Genomic DNA, 25,974 nt, shown 5'->3' with positions numbered 1-25,974 from the left:
ATTAAAATAATTTAAAGTTTCCATAAAAATACCATTCCTGTGAAATTTATGCTCAACTTGATTGGGTAACAAGAATCTAAAAGAAAAACTTTTCTTTTCTTTGTAAAATGTTAGCATCAAATTATAGTGGTTTTTCTTTAGAAGCAGGTACAGACGAAGCTGGTAGAGGTTGTCTTTGTGGCCCTGTTGTGGCGGCAGCTGTTATTTTACCGAAAGATTTTACGCATCCTTTTTTAAATGATTCAAAGCAATTATCAGAAAAAAAGCGAGATGAGTTACGTCCTTTTATAGAAGAACATGCCATTGCTTTTGGCGTTTCTTTTGTTTGGCAAGAAGAAGTTGATGAAATTAATGTCTTACAAGCCTCAATTACAGGGATGCATCGTTCTATCGAAATGCTAAAAACCCAACCAGAATACATCATTGTCGATGGAAATAAGTTTAAAGATTACAAAGACATTCCTTACGAAGCTATTGTAAAAGGCGATGCAAAATATTTGAGTATTGCAGCAGCTTCCGTTTTAGCAAAAACGTATAGAGATGAATATATGGCAAAGATTCATCTAGAATTTCCGATGTATAATTGGGCAAAAAACAAAGGCTATCCTACTAAAGAACACAGAAACGGAATAAGAGAATTTGGCGCTACCAAATACCATAGAAAAACGTTTAAACTGTTACCAGAACAGATTAAATTAAAGTTGTAAAATATTTTTTAGAAGCTATTTCCTGCTGTTCATTATATCTTTTTATAGCTGTCATTGAGAAGTTTACTTTTTTGTAAACTGTGGCAATCTCCTTACCTGGTAATGATGCTTATTTAAAAGGCTATAAAAAGGATGCCATTTCCATCAGGGCTAAAATTACTTGCCAACATTTAGAAAATCTCGTTGATTTATTTCTTAATTATTTAAAAACTTCAACTATTTTTACGCTCCAAAATTCTAAGTGATGATAAAAAAAACCAAAGCAGAAATTACCAAATGTATCTTACATAAAGTTGCTAATAAATTTAATAGCGGACACAATGTTTTTTCTGAAGAATTAATTCGTTTCGATCAAGAAAGTTACGATTTAATGAAGAATTTTTTAATGAAACCTTTTGGGAGTTTAACCCAAAGCTACCGATTTTCTCATCATGCAGATGTTCGTTTAAATGAATTAAACAACTATGCTTCAGAAGTTTTTAAAGAAGAAAGTTCTTTTATAGAATATTCTAAGAATATTGTAAACCATTTGTATGAACAATCTAATTCAGCACAAATAAAAACAGGAGATGTACTAGTTGTTTTTATAGAAGGTATAGAATATAAAGATGTATTAACAGAAGCTGTTGGTATTTTCAAAATAGAAAATAAAGTTGACTTTTTTCAGTCTTATTTAGATGATAATGAGAGTTTTGATGTAGTTGTTCAAAAAGGAATTTCTACAAAAAGAATAGATAAAGGGTGTTTAATTTTAAATACTTCAGATACAGAAGGTACTGTTGTTTTATCTGTAGATAATAACAATTACGATGCTCAATACTGGATTAAAGATTTCTTAGCTGTAAAATTAGCAGACGATTATAATTCTCACACAAAAAACTATTTAGAAATGTGTAAAGAGTTTTCTGAAGAAGTGATTAAGCCAGAATTAGGGATGCACGAACAAGCAGATTTTTTAGCAAACACAGTAGATTATTTTAAGGAAAATGAAGCTGTAGATTATGCTGGTTTTAAAGAAGAGGTTTTTGAAGAAGAAAAGCATAAAGAAAAATTTGACGAGTATAAAAAACACTTCGAAACGTTAAACGATGTGTTAATTAGAAATAATTTTGATGTTTCTGGAGTCGTTTTAAAGAAAGAGAAAAATAAGCTTAAAACAGAAATTAAGTTAGATACTAATATTAGTATAAAACTAGATGTAGATGCACCAGAAGCTGCTTCTGAATACTTAGAAAGAGGATATGATGAGGAAAAGAAAATGAAATATTATAAAGTGTATTTTAACGAAGAAAAATAAAATTAAACGTCATTGTGAGGACAAAGGACGTGGCAATCTTTAAAATAATTGCTTTATTTTTCGTTTTCGGTCAGTTTTGTAAAGACAAGAATCTACTCTTATAAATAAAATCCTGCTTAAGTTAGTCTTAAGCAGGATTTTATTTTTTTAAGAATTGATAAATTCATCAACTTCAAAACGTTCTTTAAAATGTTTCAGGATTTTAGATTTTACTTCTTCCATATCTACTTTTTTGCCTAGTTCAGCTTCCATAGAAGTAACTGCTTTTCCTTTAATTCCGCAGGGAATAATATTATCAAAATAACCTAAGTTAACATTTGCATTCAATGCAAAACCATGCATCGTTACCCATCGAGAAGATCGAATTCCCATTGCACAAATTTTACGAGCAAATGGAGTGCCAACATCTAACCAAACTCCAGTTTCGCCATCACTTCTAACACCTTTTAAGCCATATTCTGCAATTGTTAAAATAATAACGTCTTCTAAAAAGCGTAAGTATTTGTGAATGTCAGTAAAGAAATTTTCTAAATCTAAAATTGGGTATCCAACAATTTGACCAGGTCCATGATACGTAATGTCTCCACCGCGATTTATTTTATAAAAAGTAGCCCCTTTTTCTACTAATTGTTTTTCGTTTAGCAGCAAGTTACTTAAGTCACCACTTTTACCTAATGTGTAAACATGAGGATGCTCCACAAATAAAAAATGATTTTTGGTATCTTTTTTGTTATCATTTCTTCGGTTATCAATCTTAACATCAACAATTTCTTGTAATAATTCGGTTTGATAATCCCAAGTTTCTTTATAATCTTTTACAGATAAGTCCTTTAACAGTATGTTTCTATTCATCATTTCGACTACAAAGATAATTATTTCATTATATTTGGAACATTAAACAGTGCTATTTTAAAAACTATTTTATGAAAACTAAATTACCCCTATTACTTATTTTCATAGCTTTGTTTTCTTCGCTTGAAGAAATGAATGCTCAAGATTTCTTGAAAAAGATTGGCAAAAGCAATTCAGCTATTAAAGAAAGTAAAATTTATAAGAAGAAAAACTTACCATCTAAATTTGAACTAATATCTCTTAAAGAAAATGATTTTAAAACATTCTTAAAAGTAAAATCTAAGAATGAAAAAAAGACATTGAGATTACCAAATACTAAAGGAGGGTTCTCAAATTTTGCTATAAAAGAAGTTTCAAATTTTGAAACAAAGCTATCAGAAAAATTTTCAAATATAAAATCATATTCTGCTCAAGGAATAGATGATCCAACTGCAGTTGCAAAAATAAGTGTTGGTACAGATGGTTTTCATGCTGTTGTGTTCTCTGGTAAAGAAGAAACACTTTATATAGATCCTTATACAAAAGATAACAAAACATTAATTGCTTACAAAAGAAGTGATTTAGAAACAAATAAAGATGATTTTACGTGTCAAGTAGAAGAAATTTCAAGAAAAAGTATAACAGAAGGAAAGACAATATCAAATGCAACTGATGGAAAATTAAGAACATTTCGTTTGGCATTGGTTTGTAGTGGTGAATATGCTCAGTTTCATTTAACAAATCAAAATATTGAATCTTCTGCTACAGATGAAGTTAAAAAAGCAGCGGTTTTATCAGCAATGAATACAACGATGACTAGGGTTAATGGGGTTTTTGAGAGAGATTTATCTGTTAGAATGGTAATTGTAGGAGATAATGATAAAGTTATTTTTTTAGATGCTGCTACAGATAATATAACTGATGGTAATCCAAATACAATGATTAATCAAGTACAATCTATTTGTGATAGTGAGATTGGAGATGCTAATTATGATATTGGACATGTTTTTAGTATTGGAGGAGATGGTTTAGCTGGTGGTGGTGTAGTTTGTATTACAGGAAGTAAAGCAAGAGGTGTTACAGGAAGAAGCAATCCAATAGGAGACGCTTATGATATAGATTATGTTGCTCATGAAATGGGGCATCAATTTGGTGCAAATCACACTCAAAATAATGATTGTAATAGAAATAATATAACAGCTGTAGAACCAGGAAGTGCGTCTACCATTATGGGGTATGCAGGTATTTGTTCACCAAATGTACAAGGACAGAGCGATGATTATTTTCACGCTGTAAGTATTGCTGAAATGTGGAGTGTAATTCAAACTTCTGCCAGTTGTGCAGTGATAACGGATACAAGTAATTCTGCTCCAACTGCAAATGCAGGTTCAGATTATAGTATTCCTAAATCGACTCCTTTTGTATTAAAAGGAACTGCAACAGATGCAAATGGAACTTCTAGTTTAACATACAATTGGGAGCAAATAGATAATGAAATTGCATCAATGTCTCCTTTGTCAGCAAATACAGGAGGGCCAATGTTTAGATCATTATCTTCAATGACTTTACCAAACAGATATATGCCAGATTTAACAACTGTTCTTGCTGGTAATACATCTTCCACTTGGGAAGTTTTACCGTCTGTAGAAAGAGATTTAAACTTTTCTTTTTTAGTAAGAGATAATCATGCTGGTGGGGGAAGTACAGCTAGAGATGATATGAAAGTTTCTGTAGAAAATGCTGAAGCTTTTACTGTTTCTGCTCCAAACTCTGCGGTTTTTTGGTCAGTTGGGTCTACTCAGTCAATAACTTGGGTTAAAGGAACTACAGATGCAGCTCCAATAAATTGCTTAAATGTAAATATTAAATTATCTATTGATGGAGGAGTTACTTTTCCAATTATATTAAAATCTAATACACCAAATGATGGAGTAGAAAATATTGTTATTCCTAATAACATAACATCTTCAGCGAGAGTTTTAGTAGAAGCAGCAGATAATATTTTTTACAATGTGAATTCAACAAATTTTACCATTTTTAAGGATCTTTTATTGACAAGTACAACAGATGTAGCGTCTGCGTGTAATACAGAGAGTCAGGAGGCAAGTTATATTTTAAGTGTAAATTTTGCAGATGATTTTTCTGAAACAGTTTCATTATCAAGTACAGGGCAACCATCAGGATCTATGGTAACTTTTAGTCCAACAACTCTTTCTGGAGATAGTAGTATTACTATGAAAATTTCTAATTTAAATGGAATAACTAGTCAAGCGTATTCAATCAATGTAGAAGCAAGTTCTACGAGCGTTACTAAAAGTGTGAATGTACAGTTAAATGTTACTGATTCTAACTTTTCGGCATTAATACTGACTTCTCCTGTCAATAATGAATTAGCTGTAGAGAGAGCTGTTGTGTTAAAGTGGGGCGCAGATGTAAATGCATCTAATTATGATGTTGAGGTTGCAACAGATAGTGGTTTCTCAACAATTATTTCGAGCGGAAATACAACTACAAATTCATATTATTTCTCAAATTCTTCTCAGAATACAACTTATTATTGGAAGGTAAAACCTAAAAATACATGTGGAGATGGTGTTTTTTCAGAAATTTTTAATTTTAAAACAATCTCTTCTTTCTATTGTGCTTCTACTTTTACTGATGAAGTAGGAGGAACAGAGCATATTACCAATGTAACTTTTAATACCATTAATAATAATTCTGGAAACGATACTGTTGATGGATATGAAAATTTTGCTTCTGTTGAAACAAATATTAAAAGAGGAGACTCTCATCAAATATCTGTGACATTAGACACGGGAGGATATCAAGATCATTGTTTTGTTTTTATAGATTGGAATCAAGATTATGTATTTGATAAGGCAACTGAAAGATATGATTTGGGTACAAAGGTAGATGCGGATGGTGACGTCAATACAACAAATAAAGGTACTTTAACGTCTGATATAACAGTTCCTGATGATGCGGTTTTCGGTAGTACAATAATGAGGGTTGTTATTGAATATGATGATTCAAGTAGTTATGGTGATGGTCCTTGTGATTCTGATCATTTAAGCGAATATGGTGAAACAGAAGATTATACAGTAATTGTTGATACTACAGCGTCTATTGATGATGTTGTTTTTGAAGGGTTTAATCTGTTCCCAAATCCAACAAAAGGAGAATTTACTTTAAATTTAAAGGTTATAAATACTGATGAAGTTTCAGTTCAGTTATTTGATATTAGAGGAAGATTGATAGATGAAAAAAAATATTATAATACAATTACTAATTTTTCTAAAAGAATGTCTTTTGAGAAAGCTTCTGCAGGATTGTATTTGTTGAGAGTTATTAATGGAAACAAACAAACAACAAGAAAGCTTATTATAAAGTAAGAGTTGTATAAAAGATAAAAAGCCTCATCAAATTTGATGAGGCTTTTTTTGTAAAACGAACTTTACTATTATCCTAAGAAAGGATATTTATAATCTACTGGTGATACCAATGTTTCTTTTATCAATCTAACAGAAGTCCAACGTAATAAATTTTGTGCAGAACCAGCTTTATCATTTGTTCCAGAAGCTCTTGCTCCTCCAAATGGTTGTTGACCAACAACTGCTCCTGAAGGTTTATCATTAATATAGAAGTTTCCTGCTGCGTTTTCTAAAGCTTTAGAAGCTTGCTCAACAATATATCTATCTCTAGAAAAGATAGCTCCTGTTAAAGCATATTCAGAAGTTTCATCAACTAATTTTAATGAAGCTTCCCACTCAGCATCTTCATATACATAAACTGTCATTACAGGTCCAAATAACTCTGTACACATTGTTGCGTATTTTGGAGAAGTACTAACAATAACAGTTGGCTCAATAAAGTATCCAACAGATTTGTCATGATTACCACCAATAATTATTTCTGCTTCTTTATCTGCTTTTGCTGCATCGATGTAACTTGCAATTTTATCAAAAGAACCTTCATGAATAACTGCATTTACAAAGTTAGAAGTATCTTCTGGAGACCCCATTTTTAACTCACTTGTTTGTGCAATTAAATGTTTCTTAACTTCTGGCCAAAGTGATGCAGGAATGTAAGAACGTGAAGCGGCAGAACATTTTTGACCTTGGTATTCAAAAGCTCCTCTTGTCATTGCAGTTGCAACTTGTAAAGGATTTGATGAATTGTGTACCCAGATAAAATCTTTTCCACCAGTTTCTCCAACAATTCTTGGATATGTTTTATAGGTATGAATATTGTTTCCTATTTGTTTCCATAATTCTTTAAAAACATGTGTAGAACCTGTAAAATGTAATCCAGAAAAATCTGGAGAAGCTAATACAGTATCAGAAATCATAACAGGGTCTCCGTAAACAACATTAATAACACCATCTGGTAAACCAGCTTCTTTAAATAAATCTACAATTACTTGTGCAGAATACGCTTGATGATCAGAAGGTTTCCAAACAACAACATTACCCATTAAAGCTGCTGATGCAGGTAAGTTGGCTGCAATAGAAGTAAAGTTAAAAGGAGAAATTGCATATACAAACCCTTCTAATGGTCTGTACTCAACTCTGTTCCAAACTCCTGCTGAAGATGTTGGCTGATCTTTAAAAATATCAGTCATATATTCTACGTTAAAACGGAAGAAATCAATCATTTCACAAGCAGCATCAATTTCTGCCTGATATACATTTTTAGATTGTGCAATCATAGTTGCAGCATTCATTCTTGCTCTATAAGGACCTGCTAATAATTCAGCTGCTTTTAAGAAAATAGCAGCACGTTCCATCCAAGAAACACTAGACCAAGCTTCCCTAGCTGCTAAAGCTGTAGAAATTGCAGTATCTACATGCGATTTATTTGCAGTATGGTATTGCCCAACAACATGTTTATGATCATGAGGAGGAGTAATGTTTTTTGTATTACCTGTTCTAACTTCTTCACCATTTATGTGCATTGGCACATCGGTGTTGCTATTAAACATCTCTTTGTAGGTTGCTAATAATTCTGCTCTTTCTGGAGAACCAGGAGCATATCCCTTAACAGGTTCATTTACTGCTTTTGGAACATTAAAAAATCCTCTTGCCATATTGTATGTTTTTTAAAATTTATCGACTAATTTTGAGTTTCAAAGTTACAATTTTTGTTTCAATAAATTTAGAGGATTTTTGATGTCTTTTGTTATGGTAAATTCAGTAATAGCATCAAAATGTAAAGTTTATGATAAATAACAACAAATATATATGTGTACAGTAACCTATCTTCCTTTAGGAAATAATAATTTTATTTTAACTTCTAATAGAGATGAAACTCCGTTAAGAAACACAATTCATCCACAAGAATATTTAGAAAATGGAGTGCTGTTAAAATATCCAAAAGACGAATTAGCAGGAGGAACTTGGGTTGGTTTGAGTGATAAAAAACGATTGGTTTGCCTTCTAAATGGTGGATTTGAAATTCATAAAAGAAAGAGTTCTTATAAAATGAGTAGAGGAATTATTGTTAAAAATATTTTATCTGCGGATGATAGTGTTTCTTATATTAATAATTTTGATTTTACAGAAATTGAGCCTTTTACATTAGTTTTGGTTGATTGGAAACAACAATTAGAAACTTATGAATTGGTTTGGGATGGAATAACAAAACATTTTACGAAACTAAAACAAGAACCTAAAATTTGGTCTTCATCTACTTTATATACTCAACAAATGAAACAATTGAGAAAAGAATGGTTTGCAGATTTTCTAAAAGAGAACATAGGTTATCAACAAGATAAAATTGTGCAGTTTCATGAAAATGATACATTAGGAACTCCTGATTTTTCTATTAAAATGAAACGACCTTTTGTAGAAACAGTGAGTATTACATCCATAATAAAAATAGCTTCAAAAGTTAAAATGAATTATTTAGATTTTGTAAATAATTCTAAAACAAAGCAAAAGATATTAATAAAAGAATAGAAATACCAATTGACGAAATAATAAAATAAAAGATGTTTAAAAACGAAAACTTTATAAAGGTTTTAAAATATCCTTGTTTGTAAAATTGCCTCATTGCAATAAATAGATAGAGTAAAAATAATATGGTGAAAATCCAGATTTGAGGTTTTAATCCAAAAATATCTAATAAAAAGTAGATGGATAGCAGCATAAAAAATACTGTCTGTGTATGAAAAACAAAAATTAAATGATCTACATAAGTGTATTTTCTTCTAATATAAAAGAGTTTTAAAAACAAGGTAAATAAAGGGAGAAATACAAATAAAGCTATTGATCCGTAAGAAAGTAATTGATTTACAAATTGTTCTTGACTTTCTTTTTTATCTATAAAAGAATTGATAGCCTTTGCTCTATTGTACAGGAAACGATTAAAAAAAGTTTTCTTTTCTTTTAAGCTATCTAAAGCATCATCAATTTTTACTTTTGGGTGTTTTTTTTGATAATTAACAAACTTACCTACTTTTAGGCCATCTAAATTAATATTATTTGCACTAGAAGATTTAGTTGAATCTTTTGCTTCTTCAGCAACTTTTTCTACAATTTCTTTTCTTTTTAAAGAATCTATTAGAAGCCAAGAATCTTTTAATTCTTTATTTACAACATTTTTTAAAGAGTCTATATTAATGTCTTTTTTATTCTTAATATTATTATTAATTGTAAGTAGACTTGATTCTTGTTTTCTACTTCCATTTTTTAACTCCTTAAACTTATCTAAATTTTTGCTAAGCCCAAGAATCAAAAAGAAAATAATAGAAACCGTTAAGTAAAAACGAAATGGATTTGTGTAGCGTTGTCTTTTTCCAGCAATGTAGTTTTTAGAAACTTCTCCTGGTTTTATTAAAAGTGGAATTATTGTTTTCCAAAATTTTGCATCAAAATTAAACAAGCCATTAAAAAGTTCATGAATAAAGCTCACAAAAGTAATTTTATTCCCTTTATTTTCTTGTCCACAATCTGGACAAAATTTTTCTTGCCCACTAAAAGGATGCCCACAATTTAAACATGCAGGGTCTTTAATTTTAGCGAGTTTGTTTTTAGACTTACTTAGTTTAATATCGTTTGGTTTGTTAGTTGAAAAGTTGGTATAATAACTTTAAATTGTTCAAAAGTTTCCATATTTATCATCGTATAAAAACCTTTCATAGCACCTATGTTAGATTCTAAAAAGCAACCAGAACTATACGTATATGTATCATTTGGTTTTAAAGTTGGTGTTTGTCCTACAACACCTTCTCCACTAACAACTTCTGTGTTGTTAAGTGAATCAAATATTGTCCAAAATCGATCGGTAAGTTTTACGGTTTCTGAAGATCTGTTTTCTATGGTAATTGCATATCCAAAAATATGATACATTTTATAGTTTCTATAACTTGTACCATTATATTTCGTTTCAACAGAAATTTTTATTCCTTTTGTGATCTGATTTATCATTGTTAGTAAATGTAGTTTTTTTGATTAAAAACCACAAATGATTTTCTACATCATTTTAAAGAATAATAAATGTTTTTATTTATTTTGATTGAAATATCCTGTACCAATACCAATTACACGTTCATAAAAACTACCAAAAGGTTTGTAGTAAACAATTACTGTGTATTCGTTTTCGGTTTCATAAAAAGAACCATTAATATCATTGGTGTTTAAGTTACCATCAGAATTTAAAGTTGCAAACGTATAATTGTAAAAACCTTGTTTTAAAAGGATGTTTCCTGTGTAGGATTTTTCTTTTGCTTCATATTGCATTTTGTTGTCATCAGAAATATTAAAATCATTAAAAGCACCATAAACATAAACTTCTTTACCTGTAAAAGGTTCGTCTGCTAAAAGCGAAAAATGCATCATGGCATAATCTGCTTCTGTATTAGAATCATTAGCTTCTAATGTTCTAATTACAAATTGGCCATTAATATCTGGGTTGTAGCTATATTCTCTATATTTATTATAGGTAAAAGGATATAAGAAATGATGAAAAATATCCTTTTTTACAACTCTGACAATGTTTAAACTAGTATTTCTTACAAACTTACTGTCAAAGTTTAAGTATTCATTTCCTCCCCAAAAATTGGTCTTATTTGTATACGTATATAGTAATTGATTTTGTTTGAAAAAGGTAGGTTGTAAATCGGTTATTTTTTCATTCCAATTCTTATTTTTTAAAACAACCACATTTATTTCTTGACCAGGATTGTTAATTGTAATATTTGGGTGATTTATAGAAAACTGAACAGTTTGTTGTGTGTTTAGTGTTTTAGTATTTCTACTTCTTGCAACTGTTACGCCAACTGTTGTAGCGCTTTCATACAAAACAAAACGTCTTGTTAAGACAACTTCGTCATCATAATTTAAAACAGATAAAAGATAATTTCCGCTTTTAGTAATTACGGTATTTACATTCGGAATTTGAATTGAATAATGTGTATAGTTTTGAAATGTATTAAATGAATTGGTAACATTCAAGATGGTGTTTTGGTCAAACCCATCTATATATTGACTTGAAGATAATCTACTAGATTGCCAATCGTGCGTCATGTGTTCAACTTTATATTGATACTCTTTACTATCTGCGTCTAAATCATCAAAAGACAATTCTAAAACTGTACCTAAAGGAACAATTGAAGAAAAGTTGTTTTCTTGAAAAGGTCTTAGTTGAACAGATTTTATGTTTTGCGAAATTACAGTGTTAACTATAAGTAATAAAATGATTGTTATTTTTTGATGCATATTTTTGATAAAAATCTAATTCAAAAGTAGTGAATTTTGAGTTCTAATCTTTATTACAAATATTGTACCTTTTTTAAATCTGAATAGAATATATAATTCTGCAGGGTTAATTATTGTATATTTCAATTTCAAACATTTCCCTACGTTTATCTATTAAATTAAAATGATAAGATATTATTTACTTATAATTATTTTCTTTTTTGATGGAATTGGCTATTCTCAAAATACATCAAAAATTGAAGAAATTAACACTTATTATAATTCTGGTTTAGAGTTAATAGATAATAAAGAGTATGAAAAAGGGCTAGAACTTATTACCTTTGGATTAAAAGAATCAGAAAATATAAAGTACAAAAAATTAATTGGGCAGGGTTATTTTTATATTTCTAGATATTATCAAAAAAAGAGGTTTTATCTAAAAGGAATTGCCGCTGTAAATAAATCTTTAGCAATTTTTAAGGAGCTGAATAACGAGGAAGAAGTTTATAACTGTTTCTACAAACTTGGTTATTTCTATTTAAACAATGATCAATATGATAAATCATTAGAGAATTATTTTGCTGCATTAAAAATTGCAGAAACTAATAATAACGAAGATAAGATTGCGCTAAATCTACAGAGAATTGGTGAGGTTTATTTAAAGACACCAAATTTAAAAAAAGCAAAAATCAATTTTAATAAAGCGATTGCAATTTTTACAAGATTGAAAAATGATCGAAGTGTAATGTTTAATCTAACTAATTTAGGTGCAAGTTATCAAAAAGAAGGAGATTTAGAAAAGGCAATCGACATTTTTAAAGTGGGTATACAAAAGGCTAGAGTGTTAAACGAAAAAAGAAGTGAATCTATTTTTCTAGGTAATATTGGTTCCTCATATAGAAGACTTGAGCGGTATGAAGAGTCTTTAGATTATCTTTTTAAAGCATTATCAATAAAAATAGAACAAGAAAGATATACAAGTATAGCACATACTTATAATGATATTTCTGAGACATATATAGCGATGGATAACCTTTTTAAAGCTAAAGAGTTTGCTTTAAAAGCTATAAACACAGCTAAAGGATATAGTTTGCGTCAAGAAAGGTATGGGTATTTTATTTTATCTAATATCGAGTATGATTTAGGTGAATATAAAAATTCTCGCAATAATTTAAAAGCCTATCAGAAAATAGAAGACAGTATATTTTCAATAGGAAAAACGAAAAGTATCAATAATTTACAGATTAAATATGAAACTGAAAAAAAGAGCTTAAAAATTGAAGCTCAAGAAAGCAATATTGCATTGTTAGATTCTAGAAACAAGGTTAAGAGCCAATGGTTGTTTTTTGGTAGTTTAGGTCTTGTGTCTGGTTTCTTTTTTATTACTTTATCTAGGTCTAGAAATAATGCTAAAAAGGAAAAGAAACAGCAAGAAAAGTTTTCTCAAGATTTGTTAATGTCACAAGAAAAAGAAAGAACAAGAATTGCAAAAGACTTACATGATAGTGTAGGGCAGCAATTAACATTGATTAAAAGGAAATCTCAAAATTTACAACAAGAAGAAATAAGTATAATGGCTAATAATGCATTAGAAGAAGTAAGGAGCATTTCTAGAGATTTATATCCTGTTTTACTAAAACAGTTGGGGTTAACAGATAGCATAGAGCAGTTAATTAATGATTATGATGAGCAAACTGACTTGTTTTTTTCTATGGATATTGATAATGTCAATAGTTTTTTTACAGAAAACACCAGTTTAAACTTTTATAGATTAATTCAAGAATGTTTAACCAACATTGTAAAACATGCAAAAGCAAAGTCGGTAACTATAAACATTAAAAAAGAAAATAATAATATTGTTACTTTAATATCTGATAATGGATTAGGTTTTGATGTAAATGACAGTAAAAAGAAAAATAGCTTAGGTTTAAAAACTATCTTTGAGAGAATTAAAATTATGAATGGTAATTTGTCTATTGATAGTAAATTAAATAACGGAACTAGTTTTATCTTTTCTATACCTGCAAATAATGAATCTTAAAATAAGTATTCTTGTTGCAGATGACCATCCTTTATTATTAAAAGGATTAAGAAATGAACTCTTAAATTTAAACTTTAATGTTTTAGAAGGTGCTAATAATGGTGCGCAAGCTTTAGAAATTATAGCTAAAAAAAAGCCAACAATTGCAATTTTAGATATTAGCATGCCTCTTTTAACAGGTTTTGAAGTGATTAAAAAAAGTAAAGAATCGTTATCAACTACAAAGTTTATAATTTTAACTTCTTATAAAGAAAAAGGATTTATTTTAAAAGCAAAACAATTAAACATTTCTGGATATTTATTAAAAGACGAACCTTTTTCAGAAATCAAAAAATGTATTAAAAAAGTATTAAAAGGGGAGTTTTATGCAAGTTCGGTTTTTGATGATGTTTTTAAAAATGAAGTTTCTCCACAAATTGAAAAAATAAAATTCCTTTCTCCTTCAGAAAGAACAATTGTAAGGTTAATTGCTAATGAAAATTCTACAAAACAAATTGCAGAAATTTTATCCATATCTTCTAGAACTGTCGATAAACATAGAGCTAATATTATCTCTAAGTTAGACTTGCAATCAGACTCAAATGCGCTCTCTGTTTGGGTAAGTAAAAATAAAGATTTATTAGATTTGGTTTAGTATATTATTAAGGATTAATTAAATAATAATAATACTTTTTTCATCAATCTTTTTTAATGATTTTTTTTGTTTGACTTCCTTGACTTGTAATTATTTTTACAAAGTAAATTCCCGAAGAATAATTTTTGAAATCAATAATTGATTCTTGTTGATTTACCTTTTTTTCAAAAACAATTTTTCCATTTAAATTATACACTACAATCTTCTCTAAAGCTTCTTTTTTATTGGTTATTTTTATAAAACCTGAAGTTGGGTTTGGAGCAATAAATAATTTGTTAGAAGGAGTAAAGCTATCTGTTGATAAAACTTCATTATTCAAAAAATAGGATTCAAATTTTTGTAAAGCAATTGAATTTCCAATAAGATCTTTAATATCACTATTGTTTTGTAGTTGTAAAGAAATAGTGCCGATTTCTGAATTTGAATTAGAAATATTCACTCTATATTGGTTACTCAAAATTTCACTTACAGATGAAATTGTTAATTCATTAGACGCCATTCCTTTTAACTCAAAATCTGTAATATCTACGTTTACAACATGCTCATTAAAAGTAACAAGAAACCACCAAGAATCTACATCTGACTCAATAGAAATAGTGTTAATTATTGGTTTTGAAATATCATAACTTAATTCTATTTTATTTGAAATTTCATTTTGATTGTTATTTACATCTAGAGAAGCTCCTGCAGGAAGTTGAACTGAAAAGTTTCTTTGTGAAAGCGGAATAATAGTAGCTTTATAGAATCTCGAATTTGAAGTCGTTAAAGATGTTATTACTGCATTTTCTACTATAAAATCTGATGCTTCTAAATCAAAAACAACTTTAGAGAAAATAATGTCTAAAGAAACTGGAATCGAGTTTGTATTTAAATTTTCTGTACTAGAAATGTTTACTGTTGTTGGGTTATTGTTTAAGGCCAAGGAAACAGAAATCGTGTACTCTTGCAAATTGGCTTCATTTTCGGATATTACTTTATAAATAACAGGATTGGTGAAGTCATTCACAGAACTTCCTGATTCTTGCAAATATCCATCCGCAAAAACTTTTGAATTTACACTAGAATCAAATATTGCGGTTAAAGAGCTAATGTCTGTGCCTTCTGGTAAAACAATGTTTATTTCGTCTGAAGAAATATCTAATAATAAAGAAGATATTCCAGAGAAATTAAAGTAATTAAAAATTGCACTTTCGTTTAATTGTGGATTTGCAATACTATAAGATTGAAAGATTCCTCCAATATTTCCATCAATAGTAAAAGTTTCTGATTTATCAATGTCGATAACAGTTTGAGTTGTGCTATTATATATTTTAAAGTTGATGTTTTCTCTGTCCTCATTTGCGAATACAGACAAGTATGTAACGTATTTATTAGAATTTTCTACAAAGACAACATTAGAAACGCCTCTTATTTCTCCATTTACAAAAGCGGCAACTTTATCATTTGAAGCTGTTAAAGTTGTTCCGTTTATATTTAAAAACGCGGTAAACGTCATGCTATATTGGTAGTTTGCTGTGTTTACAGACCAATTAGGACCTTGAGCATTTATAGTTTGAATAAAAAAACTTATAAAAACAATAATGAATGGTTTATAAATAAATGTTTTCATTTGTTAGTTTTGATGTACATTAATCACTGAGTTTAATAATAAATTTCCTGCTTTATCTTGTATTTTATTCGTCGATTTCAGGTTTAATGAGACTGCTCCAATAAAATTAGTTATATTATTTACATGTATTGTATAGGTTGAATTGTTTTCTTTTTCAACTGTAAATGTTGCATCGTCTACACTTTTAAAATCGGTTGAAAATACGTTTTCTACAGCTTCACTAAAAACAGCAGTAAATTCTAAAGTGTCATTTATTGTAATCTCATTTGAAGGATTTTTTCTTTTAATTGATAACAAATAAGGACTCATTAAATCGTATGTAAAAAGCAACTTATTTGAAGCTAAATTACCTTTACTTTCAATATTTTGAACTTTGTTTTCAGTAATTTCAATTGAAAATTCTCCTTGTTGAATTGGTACAATTTCCAGAATATGCAATAAGTCATTTTCTTTTTTAATTGATGAAACAATAGCGTTTGTTAGTGAGAAATCGTCAATAGAAAAATTAGAAAGAGCAACATTTGTTTCCATATTAATTAAAACAGGAGCGTGATTTACGATCGTATTTGCATTTGTTTTTAACTCAATTTCTGGCGCATCTATATTTGAATTTTCTAAAGTTACATTAACATCGTATTCAACCAGAACTGCTTCATTTTCAGATAAGAGTTTGTATGTAACGGTATTTGTAAAATCGTTTTCTGTAGTTTCTGAAATTTGTTTTGCAGTATTAACAAAGAAATTAGCACCATTACTTATACTAAATTCTGTATTTAAATTTTTAATATTTGCATTTGCTGGTAAAACAATATCAACAGTGTTGCTTGTAATCGTTTTTGAAATACTAGTAATTCCAGAAAAAGCAAATGAATTTAAAAGAGCTTCATTACTTAGGGTAGGACTTGCAATACTATACGATTGAAAGATTCCACCTAGGTTTCCATCAATTTCAAAATTTTGAGTTTCTGTAACTTCATAAACAGTTTCATCTGTGCTATTAAAGATTTTAAAACTGATTATTTCTCCACTTGTATTTGCAAAAGCAGATAGATATACTACATATTTATCTAGACTTGAAACATAGGTAACATTGGCAACGCCTCTAACTTCCTCATTTACTAAGGCAGCAACTTTATCTTCTGATGAAGATAAAGTTTTGCCATTAATATTTAAAAATGCTGTAAATGTCATACTATATTGATAGTTAGATACATCTACTTGCCAATTAGGATCTTGTGCTAAAACATTTGTAAGACAAAAACTCACAAAAAAGAGAATGAGATATTTTTTCATCATCTTATTTTTTAACCATTTTTTGAATACTGTTTTTACCAGAAGAAGCAGTTACTTTTATCAAGTAAATACCGCTAGCTAAATTTGCAGTATTTATTGTTGTTTTAGTTGAATTTGTTTCAATTTTATTAATTAAAACACCAATAGTAGTATAAATTTCAATCTTGGTAATTCTCTCATTTTGTTGTGACGAATCTATTGTGATTGAATTTGAGAATGGATTTGGATACAAAATTACATTACTTAAAAACACATTATCAGTTGATAGACTGTTAGAGTTCAAAATAACAGGAAATTGCATATTTCCATAGACTTTATTGTCTTCAAAAACAAAACTAGAAGTAACGTCAATTTCGGTCTTTCCATCAGAAATTATAAACTTTAAAACATCATTTTTTTCACTGAAAACAGATATGAAACTCATTCTCTTATTTTCTAAAGTTACAATTGGAGATGTACCTCTTAAGGTTCCTTTTGCATCATAGACTAAAACTTCTGTAAATTTATCATTCCCAATTATTTCAACAACAACACTCATATTTCCATTGTATTTAGAGAATAAAGCAATCGTTTCAACAGAGTGCTCTTGTTCTTTAGAGTTTGTTCTCGCTGCGTTTTGAGAATTAGGATAATTCAATGTTTGAGAAGTTCCAGATTTAATCATATATCCTCTATTAGATTGCATATAATTTAAGGTTCCGCTCCAACCAGAATTTGAATCATAGATTGCAAAATTGTATTGATCTTTTAAGACATCTCCATCTGTTGGATTGTAAAATGCAAGTGCTTCTTGTAAGCTAATATTTCTATGAATAGGAAAAGGTAGCCAGTTCCAACCCTCGTTAATTGTTAGGTTTACATTTGCTTCATCAACATCATTTCCTAATAAAACTAAAGGATTCTCATTTGCTAATTTTACTTTGTACATTTTGGTGTTCTCTAAAGTAGATAAAGAACCAAACCAATTATCAGCTTCAAAACGAGTAAATTCATTTTGAGATTTAATTTGATCATCATCTTGTAATGTTAGCCCATCAAATGTAGCTTTCACATCATTAAATCTATTATCTTCTACAAAGAAAGAAACCCAAGTCCAACCTTCATTTAGATTAGTTTGTTGTTCCGTAAATTGTGCTCCAGAAAAAATAGTTGGATTCGTTTTTGATCCTAAAATTTCATTCTGTAAAAAGGAAGTTTTAGGTGTATTATCAATAGATGCAATTAATACAGTACCATTTATGGCATCCCAAATTTTAAAAGTTACTTCTTCTGCACTAGTAACATTGCTATACATTGTTAGGTATACAAAATAACTATCATAATTAGAATCGTATTTTAAATAGGCTTCACCTCTTGGATTGTTATCTACAAAAGCGCCTATTTTAGTGTATTGGTCTCTAGAGAATGTATTATTAATCTTTATTTTACCAATAACATTCATGCTATTAGAGTAATCTGGCGCATTTACAGACCAATTTGGTGCAGGTGTTAATACCCTTAGCTCAAAAGTAAGTCTATCATTAAATTCAGAACCTGTTTCTAAGAAAATATTAGCATTGTAAATTCCCATTGCCAATTCATTATCTACGGAAAAAATAAGTTGTTTAGTAGCATTAGGTGCTACTAAACCAGATGTGTTTTCTAAAGATACCCAAGTTGGTAAACCTGTAATAGCATATGCTTGATTACTTCCACCAATATTTACAATATCCATAGTAAAAGTATAGTCTTCGTTTACATTTTTCTCGTCTTTTATCTCTTTTGTTTGCTCTTTTGTAAACCATTCTATTTCTTGTCTGTTTACAAATGCAGACCAACTTATTGGAGAGATTTGCTCATTAAAATGTTCATCTGATAATCTAGAAACAGAAAAGTCTAAAATTTGACCTTCAAAAAGCGACCATTGTTCTTCCGTTAATTCGGGTTGAATAATCATCTGGTCTCCATTAATTACAGTAGAAAAAGGAATGTTTGTAAATTGTAATTTGGGTTTTAAAGCAGGTGAATCTTGTGAGTAACTTTGAGCGCCTCCATTTAAAATTGAAAAGGTAGAACTTGTTATGTTATTTACTGCAAAATGATTGTATTTTGGTCCTTTTGTAGTATTACCAGCTTCTTGATTAAAGTCTGCATACAGCATTAAACCTTCTGTATTTACATCAATTTCAAAATAACGATCTCTTTTAATTTGTTCGAAACTTCTAGCGGTATTCCATAAACGAATTTCATCTAAATCTCCCGTAAAATGATTATCTATGGTTTCAATAGAAGAAACATCTTCATGGAGTCTTGCTCCAATTAAAATTTTATTTCCAGAAATTCCTCCAATATTTACAGAAGAAACAGAACTAGATTCTAAAGCATCTACATAAGAATTTATAGAGCCACCTCTTTTTACAACCAATGCAATATGATGCCAAGTACCATCAGTAATACTTTGTGTGGTTAAATTATAAGAAATGTTTTCTGATAGTAATTCTAGATTTCCATCAGATTTCATGTTTACAGACCATTTATTTCTTAAGCCATTCGTCTGAACTGGATCAGAATCATTTCCTTTTCCATTTGAAAAAATAGTTCCTTGTGATGCAGTCGAAGTTTTAATCCAAAATGAAAGTGTAATATCTTCTGCAATACTAGGTTGCACAAAACCAACATTTTCTAAGGATAAATAAGAATTATTGGCAAAAGAATACGCTGTTCCTTTAGGTTTAATATCCCAATCTAAGTTTACAGTTGCATTTCTACTTTTTGCTTTATCAACACCCACTTTTCCATTTCCTTCATCTAGTGTCCAATAACCAAGTAGGTTTAATTCTCTTCCTGATAAAGTTTTATCTTTTGCAACAGTTGCTTGTGCTGGTGTAAAGGTTTTAGACCAAAAACGGATATCATGAATATTACCAATTGTATTTGTACCACCAATAAAAATTGAACTATTAGAATTGATGTCTAAATTATTGGATAAAACTTCATCTTCTAATTCTATTCCGTTTTCTAAAATAAGTAATTGAGGGTCATTTCCACTTTGATAAACTAGTGAATAAAAATTATATTGAGCAGGATTTATAACCGCTTTTACAGATTGTCCTCCAATACTAAATGTCAATTCATTTCCAACTAAAGTTGCATTAATTCCGTTTTCTTGTGAAATTAATTTCCCTGTTCCTGTAGTTGCATTTTTATACCAGAATTGAACCGTAAATGATTCGTTTGGTAAGATCTGATTTGGAAGTTCTATTTGATTTGCACCGCCATCTAAAAACACAGAAACACTATGGTCTATTACCTGCTGATTACTTAAACCAGACACTTTAATATTGGTTGCACCGCGTTCAAAAATAGCTTCATTAAAACGGATGGAAATATCTTCTCCAACATCTAAAATACCATCTGAAGGTTGAGGTATTCCAAACAAAACAGGAGCATTTAAATTTATGGTTCCAGAAATAATACTAGAAGTATATGTTATATCATCTGTACAAGAAGATATAGCTCTAAATTCATAATTTCCATCAGGAATTTTATCCCCAATAATGTCCCAATTATAAGTGAATTCAGAATCTGAACTACTTATTACAATTCCGTCATCATCTGATGCATCCTCTTTTAATTGTTGCGTACCATAATAGGTGCTAAACTTAATCCAATTTGCAGAACTTGCATTTCTGTATTGCAATTCTATTTTTTTGAAACCTGCAAAATCGGTATTAAAATCTGTAAATGTTATTGGAAATTTGTTTGTGGTTGTTATGCCATTAGCATCTTTAGAGAATCCTTCTGCTCTGTTAAAAATCCAATTATCTTCTGGAGCTGAAACGGTTACTTTAGAACACGATTTCTTAAACTCAACTGATACATCTATCAAACCTTCAGAATCATTAATATCATCACAAGGATTTTTTAAATAAACTCTAATGTTATCGTATTTAAATACACTTGAAGCAGATGATTTATAAACTTCAAAAGGGAATTCTACTGTTTCATTAAATGGCACATAAATATTTACTCCATTTGACGCTATATTGGTTGTGGCTCCATTTAGGGTTAATGCATCTACTACTAAAATATATTCTAAATCAGATTGCGTTTCACTTAAATTCTTCAGTTTTAAAGTAAATAATGCACCTTCACTTTCTGGAACATTAGTTAAAACTGTTTTATCTGCTTTTATTTCTGGAGCATATACTTTATTTGTTGCTTCAGATAAAATTTCTCCTCCAAGACCAACTATTGTTGGATCATATCCAGTTTTTTTATAAAAAAGAGAAGTTACAGCAGGCTCATAAGGGCAAGATGTTGCACCTCCTTTGGTGATAAAAATGGGTCCATAACCATTAAACATATTTACAACATCTACACTTAATACATTGTGTTGGTCATTGTCTTTTAAGGTGTAGGATATTGTAGTTGTATTTTCTGTTTCAAAGTTATCAGCATCAGTATCTACTTCTGTAATACTTCCGTTAATAAATACAGTGGCTCCTGTACCATTAAAAGTAGCACCAAATTCTCTTTTAGCTTCTGCAGAAATTTCTATAGTTTCTTCCGTAGTTCTACCTACAAGATTTATTGTGGCTGTTGAGCTTGTGTACTCGCCAACTCCAGCATCAAAAGATTGATTAGAAAAGAAATTATCTGCTACTAATTGCTTTAATCCTTGAGCGTTAGAACCATAATTTGATCCTATTTTATCTACAATTGATTGTTTGTAAACTGAGCTATTATTTTTAGCATCGTATTTAGACTTTTCATTTTCTTGAATAATTTTACGCCATAAATTAGCTTGATTCTCATAACTTTCTTTAGTTGGTCTTGGTACTAAAGGAGTTGTATTTGGGCTTGTATCTGGAACAAAATTTGCAGCTAATTCTTCTAAAGCAGGAATTAACGTTTCAATTATGTGTTTTTGAGAATACTGAAAAAACGTTTTAGTTGGTTGTTCCGCAATGTAAAAATCTTTAGCAGTACTAATATATAAAGTAACATCATTCTCATTTTCATCTTTTACCGTTAAAGGTAGCGATGCTACAGAGTCTCCATTTGGTAATGTTGGTGGTACATCGGTTACAAACATATTGTTATACAAACCATAATAGACATTTTTTGCATTTCCTATATATAGATCTCCATCTGAACCTACATAATTGGGGTCATCACTTGTAGAAATAGTTGTATTAAAAGTATAGCTATTTAGTGAGGTATTAGATCCCGTGTTTTCTGTTGATTTTGTTATTGATACTTCAATATTGTTTATCACTTCAATTTCAGTTCCTACAGAAAAGAAAGGCGTTCCTGCAACAGTTTCAAAATTAACACCAGCAGCAATTACGGCTCCACCACCTATAGAGTTTCCTCCGGTATTGGATGATTCTTTTGTAAACGAAATTGTTGTTCCTTGTTCTATAGAAGCAAAACTATTAGAACCTGGAGGGTCTCTTAAAATGATATCTGGTTGCTCCGGAGCAATGGTTGCAAATGCAGTACCACTTGTGCTAGCACCTCCTTTAACGATTCCTTTTGCTTTAAATTCTGAAAAATTAGAAATGGTTATTGGGTTACTTCCAGTTATATTATACTCAACAGATAGTGTACTTAAAAAACCATCTACCAATGAAATATTTGGTGGGCCTGCTAAAAATGAATATTTATATTTCTTTCCGTTTTCAATAGAAACTATGGTGCTTTTTCCTGGAATTTCTAAATTATTGGTAATATTAAAAGTTCCTTCTGTATAGAATTCTTTTGTAATTACAGCTTCTGTCTTGTCTTTATTTATATAATTCTGAGAGACTTCAAAAAGAATATTATAGTTCTTTTTTTGAATGTAGATTGGGTTTTGTAAACCACTAATGTCAAATTTGTTCCCTCCAATTATAATTTCCTTTTCATATTCTTGATTAACTAATGCCAAGGTAACAGGCGAGTTATATCTAAAACTCTTTTTATAGTTGAAAGCCTTAGTAACTAATTCTGTCCCGTCTTTTGTTGTAAGGCTGATAGAATCTAACACCGGAGTTGCTAAAAAGTTTAGCGTCTCAGTACTCGATAAAATAGAAATATCTGTGTTTTTAGTTATCTTAAGATCTGCTGTTCTTATATAATAAATAAAAGGAATTAAAGTCGCTTTGTATTCTCCTGTAATAGGATTTGTAGTTACATCAACATCAAAAGTAGGTGTGTCTATGTTTCCTTTAAGTTTTATGCTAGCAACTCCGATATTGTTTTTAGATGAAATAACTTCACTTGCTTCAGTTTCCTCATCTTCAAAATTAATATGTGAAAATTCTCCGTCAATTCCAAAACCAATTGGTTTGTCAGATTCTATTTTACCACCAACAACTCTACCAATTAAAGAAATTCTTGTAGTGTCTATAAACCATCTTGGTTCTATTTGGTCTTCAAAAAATTCAAACGTGTTTGAAGCCGGGAAATAACCAGCATGCTCAAAAGTGTGTCCATCTTTTTTCACTTCAATTTTATGATTTCCAATGGGTACATTTATGGTGAAATGACCTTCTGTATCTGTTTCTACAGGTTGGTTTTCTTCGTTAAAAACAATATTTCCATCTATATAAACATAGGCTTTTTCTAAACCTACAACTGGGTATTTTTTTAATTCTCCATCTTTGTAAAACCCATTTGAAGTGTCAATACTTCCACCTTCATAATAAAATTGTGCTTTGTTAATAATAATTTTAGAACCATTACTACTCACTCTATATTTATTGTAATCAAAATCTTCAATTTGTGTATACGCAGTTTCATCTGTATCTAAATCTATTGTATTAAAAACATTTTGTACGTTGTAAACTGCTCTACCATTAAATTTAAAAGAAGAAATATCTTTAAAATTTAATTGATTTATAACACTTGCTTCAGCGCCTAAAAATACAGTTTGACTTGCAGGTTCAAATTTATGTACACCTAAAGAAGGTGTAATTACAAAAGATTCTCCAGTACCAGAATACGGAATACTAGAAACCGTATAGCTACCATTGGCATCTGTTACTCCAAAAACACCTAGTTGTTCAAAACTTGGTTTTGTGTTACTAAATTGAATACCATTTGTAGCATTTGGTGCTAAAATACCGTTGTTTTTATTTTGACGGAATCCTTTTTTAGATAAATCATATACATTGGTTCCTGCGTTTTCATCCATTCTTAAATAGATGCTTAAAGCAGTTTCTCCACCACTTAAGTACCTTCTGTAGTCTCTTCTTATTTCTTCATTAGAAAGTGCTCGTTGCCAAACTCTAACTTCATCTAAATAACCAGAATAACCATCTACTAAAATTAATTTATTAAGGTTTGCATTCCCAAAAACAGGATAGTTTCCAACTTTATTTATGGTCAGTTTAGGTTTTGTAACTCCATCTGGAATTGTAGCGCTATCTATATAATCTTGCGTAATTTCTCTACCATTAATATAAAATTTTGGTGTTTTTTCGTCTTCTAAAACAGCAGAAATGTGTATAAATGAAGTATCTGTTAAGTCTGAAATATTCTTAAAAACATCTTTTCCTAAAAAATCTAATTCACCTGTTGGATACGAATCTTCTAATGTTATTTCCTGAATATTTACATCACTTACAAGTACCTGAAATTTTAGTGAATTTGCATCAAATTTTCCTCCTACAAATTTTACAACTTTACTATTGTCTGTAGAAAATTTAAAAATCTCTCCAGAATTAGTAACCCAAGATTGTAAAGTTAATTTGTTAGCAGGAATTTCGTATTCAATATTATCTATAGAAACAAATCCGTTGTCAATTTTTAAACTACTTCCACTAGAGTTATTTTCTTCACCATTTGCCTCTGCAAAGACAATAACATCTTGCACTGGGCTACCACCATCAAAACTTACACTTCCTGATACTGTAGCTGTTGGGTTTCTAAAACCGACACCTTCTATATAATCTAAATAAAGTTCATTAAAATTAGAAACACCAAATGCTTCAATTCGATACTTATACAATACGCCGCTTTCTACTTGGGTGTCATTATATTCAAATACATCTTTACTAACACTACCAATTAATTGTTCTGGAGTTGCGCTTCCTAATTCTTGTCTAAAAACATTGATTTTCTCAATTAAATTCTGATTGGCGCCAAATTCCCATTTAATATTTACGCGATCACTAAAATATCCTTTAGAAACTTCGAAACCATCTATTATAAAAGTAGGTGATACGTATAATACACCGTATGGAAAACCTATTGTTGATTTATTATTGCTTTGAACAGAAGAATAAATTATTCTATCTGGCTGTAATTCACCATTTACGATACCACTTCCTAATGCATTAATAATTGTATTTCCATCCTCTAATGTAACCGAAGCTGAAGGAATTGTAACTGTTGGTCCTTCTCCTCCCATATAAACAACACCAGCTACATTATTTACCATAATTACAGCAATAGCACCTGCATTTTGGGCATTTAGTATTTTACTAGCAAAAGTACAGGTACCTCTTCTAATTACAGCTATTTTTCCGTTTAATGCAGCTGCATTTGTAAAAGCAGTACACCCATCATCAGTAGGGTCTGCGTCATCTATTGCTAATACTAAATCTCCTGTAAAGGCTCTATCTAAAGACGCACCAAAAGTTGTGTTAGCATTAAACTCATATTCTCCTGCAATTGAAGAAGGGCTATTAATGATTAGGCCAGCAGCTTTAGGAATAGCAGATCTTATGGAAGACCCTACAATAAAGGGGCTTCCTATGTTCATTTGCATCTGTAAATTAGTGTCTTTATAATCTACTGCAACATTACCAACAAAAAGTTGGTGTTGGCTCTGGTCTTGTGCTTTGGCTAAATAACTAACCAAACACAAACATAATATGTGTAGTATTCTTTTCAT

General features: G+C 29.8%; 14 protein-coding genes. 6 read left to right on the top strand and 8 right to left on the bottom strand.

Translation table 11 applies throughout. From position 1 onward, the window contains the following. The first annotated feature begins 107 nt into the window (after nucleotides 1-107). Both BTO07_RS09295 and BTO07_RS09290 read left to right on the top strand, forming a co-directional pair. On the top strand, nucleotides 108-707 hold the full coding sequence (locus BTO07_RS09295) for a ribonuclease HII (RefSeq protein ID WP_087520962.1): 600 nt from the start codon (nucleotides 108-110) through the stop codon (nucleotides 705-707). A 244-nt stretch (nucleotides 708-951) separates the two neighbouring features. Next, the gene (locus BTO07_RS09290; protein WP_087520961.1) at nucleotides 952-2,004 is read left to right on the top strand and encodes a nucleoid-associated protein; all 1,053 of its coding nucleotides are present in this window, start codon (nucleotides 952-954) and stop codon (nucleotides 2,002-2,004) included. 147 nt (nucleotides 2,005-2,151) lie between these two features. Here the strand turns inward: BTO07_RS09290 and lipB are convergent, their stop codons facing one another. Continuing rightward, complete coding sequence (gene lipB, locus BTO07_RS09285) at nucleotides 2,152-2,856, bottom strand: lipoyl(octanoyl) transferase LipB (protein WP_087520960.1); 705 nt, start codon at nucleotides 2,854-2,856, stop codon at nucleotides 2,152-2,154. Nucleotides 2,857-2,927: 71 nt separating this feature from the next. On the opposite strand from lipB, the gene BTO07_RS09280 reads away from it, so the two are divergent. After that, nucleotides 2,928-6,227: a reprolysin-like metallopeptidase gene (locus BTO07_RS09280; RefSeq protein ID WP_087520959.1), complete on the top strand. Its 3,300-nt coding sequence runs from the start codon at nucleotides 2,928-2,930 to the stop codon at nucleotides 6,225-6,227. A gap of 68 nt (nucleotides 6,228-6,295) precedes the next feature. Here the strand turns inward: BTO07_RS09280 and pruA are convergent, their stop codons facing one another. Beyond that, nucleotides 6,296-7,921 (bottom strand): L-glutamate gamma-semialdehyde dehydrogenase, encoded by a 1,626-nt coding sequence (gene pruA / locus BTO07_RS09275; protein WP_087520958.1) that lies wholly within the window; start codon nucleotides 7,919-7,921, stop codon nucleotides 6,296-6,298. Between the two features lie 154 nt (nucleotides 7,922-8,075). Here pruA and BTO07_RS09270 point away from each other — a divergent pair, with 154 nt between their 5' ends. Beyond that, entirely contained in the window at nucleotides 8,076-8,792 is a 717-nt protein-coding gene (locus BTO07_RS09270) for an NRDE family protein (protein ID WP_087520957.1), read from the top strand. On the opposite strand, the gene BTO07_RS09265 is transcribed toward BTO07_RS09270, so the two are convergent. The 3 genes from BTO07_RS09265 to BTO07_RS09255 all read right to left on the bottom strand — a co-directional run bounded on the left by BTO07_RS09265 (nucleotide 8,758) and on the right by BTO07_RS09255 (nucleotide 11,552). Beyond that, the gene (locus tag BTO07_RS09265; RefSeq protein WP_157663315.1) at nucleotides 8,758-9,747 is read right to left on the bottom strand and encodes a DUF3667 domain-containing protein; all 990 of its coding nucleotides are present in this window, start codon (nucleotides 9,745-9,747) and stop codon (nucleotides 8,758-8,760) included. The genes BTO07_RS09270 and BTO07_RS09265 overlap by 35 nt on opposite strands. 128 nt (nucleotides 9,748-9,875) lie before the next feature. Then, entirely contained in the window at nucleotides 9,876-10,262 is a 387-nt protein-coding gene (apaG, locus tag BTO07_RS09260) for a Co2+/Mg2+ efflux protein ApaG (RefSeq protein WP_087520955.1), read from the bottom strand. A 75-nt stretch (nucleotides 10,263-10,337) separates the two neighbouring features. Next, nucleotides 10,338-11,552: a type IX secretion system plug protein gene (locus BTO07_RS09255; RefSeq protein WP_087520954.1), complete on the bottom strand. Its 1,215-nt coding sequence runs from the start codon at nucleotides 11,550-11,552 to the stop codon at nucleotides 10,338-10,340. Nucleotides 11,553-11,715: 163 nt separating this feature from the next. On the opposite strand from BTO07_RS09255, the gene BTO07_RS09250 reads away from it, so the two are divergent. Together BTO07_RS09250 and BTO07_RS09245 are read left to right on the top strand one after the other, a co-directional pair. Then, complete coding sequence (locus BTO07_RS09250) at nucleotides 11,716-13,572, top strand: ATP-binding protein (protein ID WP_087520953.1); 1,857 nt, start codon at nucleotides 11,716-11,718, stop codon at nucleotides 13,570-13,572. Then, nucleotides 13,562-14,206, top strand: coding sequence for a response regulator transcription factor (locus BTO07_RS09245; RefSeq protein WP_087520952.1), 645 nt, complete (start codon nucleotides 13,562-13,564; stop codon nucleotides 14,204-14,206). Before BTO07_RS09250 ends, BTO07_RS09245 begins: the two co-directional genes overlap by 11 nt. A gap of 43 nt (nucleotides 14,207-14,249) precedes the next feature. Here BTO07_RS09245 and BTO07_RS09240 read toward each other — a convergent pair whose 3' ends face one another. The 3 genes from BTO07_RS09240 to BTO07_RS09230 are packed head-to-tail and all read right to left on the bottom strand — an operon-like array spanning nucleotide 14,250 to nucleotide 25,974. Beyond that, nucleotides 14,250-15,815, bottom strand: coding sequence for a T9SS type A sorting domain-containing protein (locus tag BTO07_RS09240; protein ID WP_087520951.1), 1,566 nt, complete (start codon nucleotides 15,813-15,815; stop codon nucleotides 14,250-14,252). Nucleotides 15,816-15,818: 3 nt separating this feature from the next. Beyond that, nucleotides 15,819-17,108 carry a hypothetical protein gene (locus BTO07_RS09235; protein WP_087522596.1) on the bottom strand — a complete coding sequence of 430 codons (1,290 nt, stop codon included), beginning with the start codon at nucleotides 17,106-17,108 and terminating at the stop codon, nucleotides 15,819-15,821. A 4-nt stretch (nucleotides 17,109-17,112) separates the two neighbouring features. Next, nucleotides 17,113-25,974: a LamG-like jellyroll fold domain-containing protein gene (locus tag BTO07_RS09230; protein ID WP_232457000.1), complete on the bottom strand. Its 8,862-nt coding sequence runs from the start codon at nucleotides 25,972-25,974 to the stop codon at nucleotides 17,113-17,115.

It is taken from the genome of Polaribacter sp. SA4-12 (assembly GCF_002163675.1).
Lineage (GTDB): Bacteria > Bacteroidota > Bacteroidia > Flavobacteriales > Flavobacteriaceae > Polaribacter.
The sequence above is the reverse complement of the archived record's forward strand: the minus strand, read 5'-3'. Positions and strand labels throughout refer to the sequence as shown.